The organism is Candidatus Symbiopectobacterium sp. 'North America' (assembly GCF_015762685.1).
In the GTDB taxonomy this organism is placed as follows: domain Bacteria; phylum Pseudomonadota; class Gammaproteobacteria; order Enterobacterales; family Enterobacteriaceae; genus Symbiopectobacterium.
The window spans coordinates 18,087-29,100 of the sequence record NZ_PEHF01000056.1 but is presented as its reverse complement, the minus strand read 5'-3'; the positions used below and the strand labels follow the sequence as shown (position 1 = coordinate 29,100).

The following is an 11,014-nucleotide window of genomic DNA, read 5'->3' as shown; positions in this document are numbered from 1 at the left end:
AACTGTTTATGAATGCCGCTTCACCGTTTCCCGGTAATCAACATGGGCTGGCTAAAGTGGAGCGGTGATATGCAAAGTTATTTAGTCAATGTCGGTGTGATTTTTTACTTTTTTATTTTTCTGGAAGTCTATTGAAAACATTCAGGTGACTAAATAAACGTTTTTCGTGTTTATGGTGAACGTCTGCTCTTTTGAATAAAGATGTTTAATTCATCGCCATATGAATATTCAGTCGATATTTGAACATCAGTAATTATGAATTATAACCAGTAAGGTATATGTAAATGAAAAAGATCGTTTTCTCCTCCATTTCTATTGCAATGATGTCAGCTGGCCCGGTACAGGCGGCATCAACCGGCACTATCACTTTTAATGGACAACTGAATTCAAATACCTGTGATGTAGTGGTTGATGGCCAGGCTGCGGATGCCACCGTGGTGCTGCCGACTATTGGAACGAACCTGTTGTCTACCACTGGCCAAACGGCGGGGGATACGGGCTTTACCATGGCGCTGAATAACTGTGCGGGCACATTGGAAACCGCATCTGCATTCTTTGAAGCCGGGGCTACGGTAGATTCTGTGACTAGGCGTTTGAATAACACCGGGACTGCGACCAACGTCAGCCTGCAATTGCTTGATGGTTACAGCCCCTCTCGCGCGGTCATCGAAGCGGGTAACCAGAGCCAGGTTAACGGCAATACCTATGTCAATATCTCCTCGGGCAGCGCCAACCTGCCATATATCGTGCGTTACTTTGCAGAAGGTGCAACCACTGCCGGTACGGTTGTTAGCAACGTTGTCTATTCAGTATCAGTAATTGTTCGCGGGAGGGGGAATTCCCTCCCAATTTTCCTTCAGGAGTATCGTATGAAATTTCCCTCTTTCAATCTTCAGCGAATGTGCTTACTTGCAACGGCTTTGTTCAGCATGACAGGACAGGCCAGCGTCGTTATTAGCGGTACCCGGGTTATATATCCCGCTGATGCCAATGAAGTGAGTGTTAAAATCAATAATGGAGGCCCGTCGCCGGTATTGCTGCAAAGCTGGATCGATAACAGCGATGTTGATGCCAAACCTTCCGCCATTAAAGTGCCGTTTGTATTGACACCACCGATGAATCGCGTGGAGTCGGGTAAAGGGCAAACGCTGCGTATCACCTATACCGGTGATACATTGCCATCGGACAGAGAATCGGTTTTTTGGCTGAACGTATTAGAAGTGCCGGTTAAATCTCAGGCAAAAAGCGAATAGAACCGTTTGCAGATGGCTTTTCGTTCGCGAATCAAGCTGTTTTATCGTCCTGTGGGGCTGGAAGGTAATGCTAATGAGGCGGCAAAAGCCATTACCTGGAATGCTCAGGGTAATCGCCTTCAGGCAACCAATCCGACGCCGTATTATGTCTCTTTGGTCAATATCGCCGTAAATGGCAAAAAACTTGATTATGCGATGGTCGCACCGCGCAGTGCCATGATGTTGGAATTATCTGCCAGTGCCGGAAACAAGATCAGCGGTAGTTTTGTTAATGATTATGGTGCCGTGCATACCTTTGAGTTTGTTGTGAAATAATACTTTCTACGTAATAAGTTTTTTAATTTATACCCATCATCATTCAGGAAAAGGGTGTTGACAGGAATTATTATGTCAAAATATTTGCAAGCCGAACTCAACAATAAGTCGCTGTTATTGAATGCGACTATTATGTCTGCGCTATTTATGGGTGATGTTGATGCTGAAAGCATTCTTTTGGAAAACGCTAATAATTTGGAGTTTGATGCTTCTTTCCTGAATGTTGATAATGCTGCTTTGCTCGATCTTAGCCGCTTCGCTGCTGGTGCTTCAGTGTTGCCGGGGGTTTATAAAACGGCAGTCTATATTAATGATCAGTGGGTCAACAATGTGGATGTCGAATTTAAAGCACATACGGATAAAACGGTATATCCGTGTCTTTCAATCGATCTGATTAAAAGTATTGCGTTTAATTATTATAAATTGCCATCGGATTTTTTCAGTTCACAGACTCTGGGCGATCAATGTGTCGATTTGTCGCAACAGCTTCCTGACGCGCAGATTAATTATGACAGCAACGAACAACGGCTGGACATCGTTATTCCACAGATATACATGCAGAATACCGCACGCGGTACGGTGAGCCCGGCATTATGGGACGATGGCATTGCTGCATTACTCATGGGCTATAACGTCAATGGTTACACCAGTGAATCGCAGGGTAAGACCTTTAATTCGTTATTTGCCGGGTTGAATGCCTGCCTCAACGTTGGACCTTGGTATTTACGGCACAACGGCGCTTATACCCATATGGATAACGCGCCCAGTAAATACAGCAGCATCAATACTTACCTCCAGCGCGACATTCCGACACTGAAGGCGCGGATGCTGGTGGGGCAATCAAACACGGTTGGGCAACTGTTCGATACGCTGCCCTTTACCGGCGCGCAGTTGATGACCGATGAGCGGATGTTACCGGAGTCCCAGCGAAGCTATGCACCAGAGATTCGTGGTATCGCTCGCACCAATGCGCGAGTCACGGTGCGACAGGGTGGGCAGGTTTTGTATGAAACCACCGTCAGTCCCGGCGAGTTTCTGATCAATGACCTCTATCCAACGGGTTACGGTGGCGATCTGAATGTCACGGTACGTGAGTCCGATCGCACCGAGCAAAATTTCAGTGTGCCTTATGCGTCGGTGGCTCAGCTGCTACGCCCAGGATCATCACGCTATGCGATCACCGGGGGAGAAGTGCGCAGCGATAATCTGCGCGATAAGCCATCGCTCTATCAGGCGACGTATCAACGCGGTTTAACTAACGCGATTACGGGGTATGGCGGTGTGCAAGCCAGTGAAAATTATTCCGCAGTATTGCAAAATTACTGGAATGAAACGAGCAGCGAAAAGCAGTACCAGATGGGCTATAACAATCGTTATAAAAATCTTTCTTACGGCGTTAGCGTTAATCGCAGCTTCTCCAGTGTGGGGTCTGAGCAGACGAACTATCTGTTGAGCTTCAGCATGCCGCTGGGCCGAAACGATGATTCTCATACGCCCTATTTGCGTATGGATCTGTCTCACGACAGCAGTGGCCGTTATGGTCAGCAGGCAAGCGTGTCTGGCGCTGTGGGAACCGATAATCCGCTTAGTTATGCGGTGACGGCGATGCACGCCAACCAGAATAGGGGATCCAGTGGTTCAGTGAGCGGTAACTACCGTAACGCGGCAACGGCGTTGAGTGGCGCCTACAGCACAGGTAAGGGATATCACTGTGTGTCTGCCGGGATGAACGGTACGGTTATTGGCCATGCGGGTGGCGTGACCTTCACGCCGTACGCGTCGGATACCTTTGCATTGGTGGAAGCCAAAGGCGCAGAGGGTGCCAGCGTGTCATCGTATCCGGGCGTAAGCATTGATTCACGTGGCTATGCCGTATTGCTGTATTTGAGCCCCTACCAGATGAATGAGATCAACATCGATCCCAAAGGCGCCTCAGCGAATCTGGAGCTGGAGCTGGAGCTGGAGCTAGATAGTACCAGTATGAAAGTGGCACCGCATTCCGGTGCGGTGGTTAAGGTGAAATACAACGCCAAGAGCGGTACTCCCATTTTGGTTAATGCCACCTATCAGGGAGAGCCCGTGCCTTTTGGTGCCGATATTTTTGATAGCCAAGGCAACAACGTTGGTGCCGTCGGGCAGGGCGGTCAGTTATATGCGCGTGTGTCACAAGACAAAGGACAACTGCGTGTGAAATGGGGAGAAGACCCGGATATGTCGTGTACGGTTGGCTACTTGCTGATGCCAATGGCGAAAGGAAAAGAACAACGGCAGATTCAGCAATTCAATTCCGTGTGTAAATCAGCGGTGGCTTCTGCATAAGCAGTAACCCGGTTGACCGAAAATAGACAGTGGCGAGTTGCCGGATGGTTAACCGTTGCTACTCAGAATGTGTGCTTTTCGGTCAATGCCGCAAAGCGGAGATAAGATGTTATGAAATATGCAATTAATGCTCTTGTTCTGCTGCTCGGAAGCGTCCTGCTGGCGGCTGCCAGCAATAATAGTTGGGCGGCAGCATCCTGTCGATTCGATACCGGTTCAAACTCAGTTTTGCTTACGGTGCCACTCAGCCCACCCATTATTTCAGCAGGTGCAGATATACCGATAGGGACCATTATCTATCAGGGGCGCTGGACAAATGCGCCGACAGTCAGTGTCTTTTGTGAATCTTCTGTCGCAGGGTTTCTTTACAACTGGGCGGTAGGGATTGAACAGGCACCACTCACTCTGAGTGGGCTAAACTCGGGGCCTTTTGCGGGTGCCGTGTATCAGACCAATATCCCTGGCATTGGCGTTGCAATCTCACGCCAAAATAACAGTGCAGCCGCAACGCTTGGTGCCTTTGGCTATCGTAGTAACGATCTTACATTTGACGACACGGTTGGTATCGCCCTTTTTGGCTCCGCAACGCGGTATATATCGTTAATTAAGATCGGCCCACTTACGCCAGGGAGTTACGCTATCGCCGCGTCCAGTTTTCCTATGGCGAGTGATAACATGGTGAGTTCCCCGGCCGGAGAGCCGATTCAGGGATTGCCACTCCAATTAAACCGCGTCACCTTTACCGGAAATTTGACGGTAACGGCGCAAACCTGTACCACGCCGGACGTTAATGTAGTGATGGGAGCCTATGATATCCGAGAACATTTCAGAAGTATCAATTCCACGACGCCGTGGATTGATGCATCGATTTCTCTGCAAAACTGCCCGACATTTCATAGTTTTTATAATCAAACGAACACCACCACATTCATGAATTTCAATACCGGGAGTGCGGCTGCAACAACATCCATCAATAACAGCATTGGTGTGCGATTGACGCCAACAACGGCTGTGAAAGATGCTGCCAATGGGATCATGGATATCGACTCATCGCTGCTCGGTGCGGCTTCAGGAGTCGGCATTCAGATCGGTTGGGGGTTGAATAATCAAACACCAACGCTGTTTAATTTCTCGTCAGAGCAAGCCATGACGTTACCGAAAGATGGCAGTCCGACGATCCGGGTTCCGTTATCCGCACTCTATATCCAAACGGATACTGTTGCGACTGCTGGGAGAGCCGATGGTAAAGTGGTGTTTACCATTAATTATTACTAGTCGATGCTGTTCGGATGCATACCCAGCAGAAATGCAATGCGATGACTATAAACATCCCATTGCTTTCGCTAACGTCCCTTTGCGGGATTTGAGCTTAGTGGCTACGTCCTCCGGCAAAGAAGGCCAGATATTCAGATGCGGTTTGGTTTTGGCTTCTATCTCATTAATCGTGACCTGATAGTGACAAATATTGGCGGATCGGGGGGGTATCCTGATCCATAATAAACGCAGCAAACTCGCCTGTTTCCGGACGGTTTCCAGCGAAGATAACCTTCCAGTAACCGCTTGGGATCTCGACGTCAGGGGCTGCTGGCAGCGTTGCTATCTTGCGCGTAAATAAAGGGCCAGTAACCACGTAAACGGGGGGCGAATCTGGGCGGCTTGCCAGCAAGCGTTCTTGCAATTCCAAACGGGCCCAAGGACCTTGGTTTAATGCTGACCTCTGTGGCGTGATATTCGACAAATAGTTGAGTGATTGCCAATCGGATGAGCCAGTAAGCCCCGCGAGCGGAGCCTGATGTCCGCGATAGATAGACAGTGCAGCATTTGCACCGGTGTAGGCGGCTGGGGCAAGCGTGTCCGAGTCTGGTAGCACGGGGTCGAGCCTCCAATTTCTGGTACCGCCATTGGCAATAGTGTTATGTGTGATTTTATAGGCTACCCAATTGGCGAACCGGGTATTGCGATTATTGTTTAATGTATAGGCTTCGCGTATCACGGTTTGTTGGCTTCCCCCCACAGGACATCCCACCGCACAGTTATCAATCTCTGGTTCATCTTCCGATTCGCTCATCGGGGAAAATGTGTTTGTTGCTACCGGCTCAGGCTGTTTTGTTGTGGTACAGGCCGCGAGAAAAATGACTGGGAGTAGTCGAAAAAAGGTATATTTCATGGCTTCATCCAAGTGCTGACAATATCGGCATAGAGGGATAAACGCGACCCAATAAACGCTTCGCATAAAAATGAGGTGACATGAGTTTTTTTAACGGCAGTTTAATATCAACCAATACAATAAAAACAAATGATGATATTGAGAGGACTGTTCCAGACGGAAATAGTTTTTTGCGGCGACGCATTCATAATGTCGTCACCGAAAGGGGTACTTCGAAATTGAGGTACGCGTTTAGTTCGCTAGTTGACTAATCATTGGGAGGGATGCGAAACCCTTTCAACGAAATAACAAACATCCCTGCTTTCTTGCTGATCTTTGCACCTTGCGCACACCATGCATCAGCGATTTTGAAAAAATCGTCAGTAGTCACGGAATAATCAAGAAGCACTTTGCTGGTGGTGCCGGAAGCGAGCAACTTTTCAGCTTCACTCGTACTTTTGGCATGAATGGTTATCATTTTTTCATCTCCAGATGGCCGAGCCACCATTATGTGTATCAATGATGACACTATGATGACGAAGAGATGGGCATGTTAAATAAAAAAGCCAGCGTGTCGCTGACTTGATAACCGAAGATTAACGGGAGAGATTATCCGCGCAGGCGTGATGCTACAGCGGCAACACGTGCTCCATACTGCTTCGCGGTCTCCAAATCACCGGAAGGAATATCATCTGCCGGGCCATCGGAAGGGTATTGCACCAGAAGACCCACGGAGCCACCAAGGTTGTTAACATCGTCGCGTGTCGCTGTTTTGGTGTTAGCGGGCAGTAAGCGCAGGCTCACCCACAGGCCACCATGTTGAGAAGCCAGGGTTTGCATCCAAATCAGGCTAACCTGCTTGTCACCGTTCAGGCTGGCGCTGTTGGTAAAACCGCCAAAAACCTTATCCTGCCAGGCACGAGTAAACCAGGCTTTAGAAGAAGCATCCGCGAATTTTTTAAACTGCCAGGGCACCGAACCCATATAGGTGGGAGCACCAAAAATGATGGCATCTGCTGTATTCAGCGTTTCCCAATCATCAGCGGTAATGTCACCGTTTTCATCCACGGCGATACGCGTTGCATCAGCACCTTGTGCAACATACTCCGCGACGCGTTGGGTGTGGCCATATCCTGAGAAATAAACAACAACAGTCTTACTCATGTTCACTTTTCCTTTCATCAGTAACAACAGGGACGGATGCGATGGTTTTGTAAGCGATTGAAGAAAGCATCAGTTTTCGATGGAAAAATAGTATATATGGTATACTGTGTTGATAAGAAGGCACCTGAACGATACCAGGTTTCCTGGAGGATATTATGCAAATACACCCCATTCAGGGCGATACCGCACCCGGTTACAGCGTATATTCATCGCACTGCCCGGCGCGCCAGTTTTTGGAACGGCTGGCAGACAAATGGACCATACTGATTATTGGGCGTTTGAAGTCAGGTGAGACGCGTTTTAATCAATTACGGCGGGATATCGAAGGCATCACCCAGAAAGTATTGTCGCAAACGCTGAAAAAGCTGGAGCGAGATGGCTTGGTCGCTCGTCGTGTGTTTGCCACGGTTCCGGTTACCGTAGAGTATTCACTGACGCCCGTTGGACTGACGTTGGTGGAAACGTTCGAAAGTTTGGCACACTGGGCAGAATCCAACATTGAATCAGTGCGGTTGGCACAGGAACACTATGACCGTTTACACGCTGTGACCAGCAGCTAAAGACGACGTTGAGGGCATACGCCGTGAAAGTGAATGATATTGTTACAGTAAAAACCGACGGCGCAGAGCGACGGGAAGGCGTGGTGTTAGCGGTCGAACCGTTTCTGGAAGGGACGATGTACCTTGTTGCCATACCGGACTATCCAGCGGGAATCTGGTTTTTTAATGAAGAAGAAAATCCGGAAGGCATTTTTGTGGAACTGAAACAGGAAAGCGCGCACCGGTAGTGGAGCAGGTCTGCAAGCAGACCTGCCCGGCCAGTAAGCAGTTAGAATGTTTCCCAATGCTCGCTGCTGTTAGTGGCTTTCTTATTCCCTGGCGGCAGTGCAGTCGGTGCGCTTTTGGCTGATGCGAGTGTGTATGACGCAGGTGTCGGCGTTGCACGCTGTTCTTGCAACTTGAACACGGCCACGGCGCGTGTCAGCAGTGCAGCCTGTTCTTCGAGCGAAGCGGCGGCTGCCGTTGCTTCTTGCACCAATGTGGCGTTTTGCTGCGTGACGCTGTCCATCTCGGCAATCGCTTGTCCTACCTGACCAATGCCACGGCTTTGTTCGTCAGACGCGGACGCGATCTCGCCCATAATGTCGGTCACATTGGTAACGGCATCAACAATCTCCTTCATGGTTTGCCCTGCCTGATCGACAAGCGTCGAACCACTGCTCACCAGCGATACCGATTCAGAGATTAATGTTTCAATCTCTTTTGCCGCCTGCGCACTGCGCTGTGCCAGACTACGAACCTCGCTGGCGACCACGGCAAAACCACGACCTTGTTCACCGGCACGCGCTGCTTCGACGGCAGCGTTCAACGCCAGAATGTTGGTTTGGAAAGCGATACTGTTAATTACGTTGGTTATTTCAGAAATCTTGCGCGAACTGCCGGAAATGCTATCCATCGTTTCAATCACATTAGAAACGATATTGCCCCCTTGCTTGGCTTTATTGGAGGCGTTGGCTGCCAACTGACTGGCGTGGTGCGCGTTTTCGGAGTTCTGCTTAACGGTTGCCGTCAACTGTTCCATACTGGCGGCTGTTTGTTCTAACGCGGCAGCCTGTTGCTCAGTACGAGATGACAGGTCCGTGTTGCCGGAAGAGATTTCGGTTGAACCCTGATAAATGGAATCAGCGCTTTCACGCACGGTGGCAACGGTGTTGACCAGTGAGGCCTGCATGTGTTGCACATTATTGCCTAACGTACCGATTTCATTCGAGCCATAGTTCACCGAGTGCTGCGTGAGATCTCCCTGGGCAATGCGTTGAATACGTGCCACCAGTGCGTTCATCGGCCGGATCAAGGCGCCGCACAGGAACGTAAAGGTCAGCAAAGAGAGCAACAGGGCGATACCAAAGCTGGCACCCATTAAGGCATACCCTAAGGTGGCGTTCTCTGTTGCTATCTTGTTGAGTTGCTGTACACGCTCGGTGCGGTAAGCGACCGCATCCAGCAACGGTTTGTTGTAATTAGCATCAAGAACGCGAACTTCTTCGGCCTCATGACTCAGGACTTCTTCGAACAAACCGTCCTTTGCCGACGCCATCATGGGAGTTATCCCTTGTTTGATATAGTCTTCGTATGCTTTGGTTAATCCGGCATCGAGCGAAATATCATATTTAGTTTTTATCGGGCGATTTTCATACAGCTGAAAGGCTTTTTGTGATTGCTCGACGCGTTGCGCTGCTTGCTTCAGGTTTTCATTGTAGACAGCTGAATCACCGATGCGTGCAGCGGAAGACGCCTGAATCAGGAGTAAGCGCGCGGTGCGTAGGTGATTGGAACTCTTGGAAAGCCCCATGCGAACGTCGATTTCTTGCGTGACGTCTGCGAGGTATTGATTGCTGCGTGCCAGAAAATAGCTGGAAGTCCCTATCGACAAGGCGAACATCAACATGATGCCGCCGAGAATGATAACGAATAAAGGCACTAAGCGTAAATTATTCAACACACTTGTTTTCCCCTGCTGCTCAGATTGTGACGTTATTTTCATGTCCATTCGCTCATTTTTCAGGAAAAGTGATTACAATTTACCAAACAACAAGACACATCACGCATCTTTGGTATTCAGCACCCTTACAGTAACAACGAGTGTTCCTTTTAGTCGCAACCAATATAAAAGATAATCGGCCTATAGTGAAAAGCCTTAATTGTAGTCGTCGGGATCTCGATCACAATTTTTGATTTTTAAAACGTATTTTCATTTTGGTTGCTGATAAAGTAGCTTGTGGAGTTTCGTAACGTCGTTGTAAAAAATTTGTCGTGAAAAAATAAATGCCGATCCGCCTACTTTTATTGCATCAGTGGGCTGTTTCTATTGGAGTCTTTTTTGAAGAATACAACCGCATTTTTTACCAATGAAAAAATAGTTTTTGCGCTAGCAACCCTTTGCTGCTTGTTGTGGGGAAGCTCCTATCCGGCCATCAAAAATGGCTATGCCTTGTTCCTGATAGCAGAGGGGGACATCGCCTCAAAGCTGGTGTTTGCCGGTTACCGCTTTGTGCTGGCGGGCGGGTTATTGCTACTGTTGGCGCTGGCGAGTGGCAAGGCGATTGCGCGGTTTAAGCCAGGGCAACTCCGGCAATTAGCGGTGCTCGGGATCACACAAACGACGTTACAGTATATTTTCTTTTATATCGGACTCGCTTATACCACAGGGGGAAAAGGGTCTATTATGAATGCCACCAGTACGTTTTTTAGCGTACTACTTGCACATTGTCTTTATACCAATGATAAAATAACACCAAATAAAGCTATCGGTTGCCTGTTAGGTTTTTTAGGTGTGACTGTTGTTAATGTAAAAGGCCTTGATGATTTCAGTTTTACATTATATGGGAGACGGTTTTGTTGTTATTGCTGCATTTATTCTATCAGCGGCAATAATTTATGGGAAACGTATTTCTCAAACCATGGATCCGATAGTGATGACAGGGTATCAATTGGCGATTGGTGGTATAATCCTTACGCTGACAGGGTATTTAAGCGGTGGTTCACTGAGTGTTTATGGCTGGAATTCTGTCTTGATTCTTTTTTATCTTGTACTGCTTTCATCGATCACCTTTGCGTTGTGGAGCCAATTGCTAAAATATAACAAGGTTGGCACTGTCGCCCCTTTCAATTTCCTGATCCCGATTGCCGGTGCTGTACTCTCCGCGCTGTTTCTCGATGAGAGCATCCTTCAGTGGCGTTATGCTGCTGATTTGGTGCTGGTGTGTCTGGGGATTGGGTTGGTAAACCGGTCTCCCCAGACAAAATAAGCCGATATC

The 11,014-nt window shown here is 48.5% G+C and carries 7 protein-coding genes and 4 pseudogenes; 7 read left to right on the top strand and 4 right to left on the bottom strand.

The window, feature by feature from the left end; translation table 11 throughout:
• Window positions 1–284: 284 nt before the first annotated feature.
• The 4 genes and pseudogenes from CS369_RS12840 to CS369_RS12825 all read left to right on the top strand — a co-directional run.
• A pseudogene (locus CS369_RS12840) lies at window positions 285–812 on the top strand (fimbrial protein); the annotation flags it as partial.
• A gap of 87 nt (window positions 813–899) precedes the next feature.
• A pseudogene (locus CS369_RS12835) lies at window positions 900–1,568 on the top strand (fimbria/pilus periplasmic chaperone).
• A gap of 72 nt (window positions 1,569–1,640) precedes the next feature.
• Entirely contained in the window at window positions 1,641–3,887 is a 2,247-nt protein-coding gene (locus CS369_RS12830) for a fimbria/pilus outer membrane usher protein (RefSeq protein ID WP_244664981.1), read from the top strand.
• Window positions 3,888–3,998: 111 nt separating this feature from the next.
• Window positions 3,999–5,162 carry a fimbrial protein gene (locus CS369_RS12825; RefSeq protein ID WP_196907399.1) on the top strand — a complete coding sequence of 388 codons (1,164 nt, stop codon included), beginning with the start codon at window positions 3,999–4,001 and terminating at the stop codon, window positions 5,160–5,162.
• A gap of 45 nt (window positions 5,163–5,207) precedes the next feature.
• Here the strand turns inward: CS369_RS12825 and CS369_RS12820 are convergent.
• From CS369_RS12820 to CS369_RS12810, 3 genes and pseudogenes are all read right to left on the bottom strand, one after another.
• Window positions 5,208–6,054, bottom strand: a pseudogene (locus tag CS369_RS12820) (DNA/RNA non-specific endonuclease).
• Window positions 6,055–6,301: 247 nt separating this feature from the next.
• Window positions 6,302–6,511, bottom strand: a complete 210-nt coding sequence (locus tag CS369_RS12815; RefSeq protein ID WP_196907398.1) for a hypothetical protein — start codon at window positions 6,509–6,511, stop codon at window positions 6,302–6,304.
• 131 nt (window positions 6,512–6,642) lie between these two features.
• Entirely contained in the window at window positions 6,643–7,197 is a 555-nt protein-coding gene (locus tag CS369_RS12810) for a flavodoxin family protein (protein WP_196907397.1), read from the bottom strand.
• 155 nt (window positions 7,198–7,352) lie between these two features.
• Between CS369_RS12810 and CS369_RS12805 the strand changes: the two genes are divergently transcribed.
• Together CS369_RS12805 and dsrB are read left to right on the top strand one after the other, a co-directional pair.
• Window positions 7,353–7,757 (top strand): helix-turn-helix domain-containing protein, encoded by a 405-nt coding sequence (locus tag CS369_RS12805; RefSeq protein WP_196907396.1) that lies wholly within the window; start codon window positions 7,353–7,355, stop codon window positions 7,755–7,757.
• A 23-nt stretch (window positions 7,758–7,780) separates the two neighbouring features.
• Window positions 7,781–7,984 carry a protein DsrB gene (gene dsrB, locus CS369_RS12800; RefSeq protein ID WP_196907395.1) on the top strand — a complete coding sequence of 68 codons (204 nt, stop codon included), beginning with the start codon at window positions 7,781–7,783 and terminating at the stop codon, window positions 7,982–7,984.
• Between the two features lie 41 nt (window positions 7,985–8,025).
• On the opposite strand, the gene CS369_RS12795 is transcribed toward dsrB, so the two are convergent.
• Window positions 8,026–9,747, bottom strand: a complete 1,722-nt coding sequence (locus CS369_RS12795) for a methyl-accepting chemotaxis protein (protein WP_196907394.1) — start codon at window positions 9,745–9,747, stop codon at window positions 8,026–8,028.
• 330 nt (window positions 9,748–10,077) lie between these two features.
• Here CS369_RS12795 and CS369_RS12790 point away from each other — a divergent pair.
• A pseudogene (locus CS369_RS12790) lies at window positions 10,078–11,005 on the top strand (DMT family transporter).
• The last annotated feature ends 9 nt before the right edge of the window (window positions 11,006–11,014 follow it).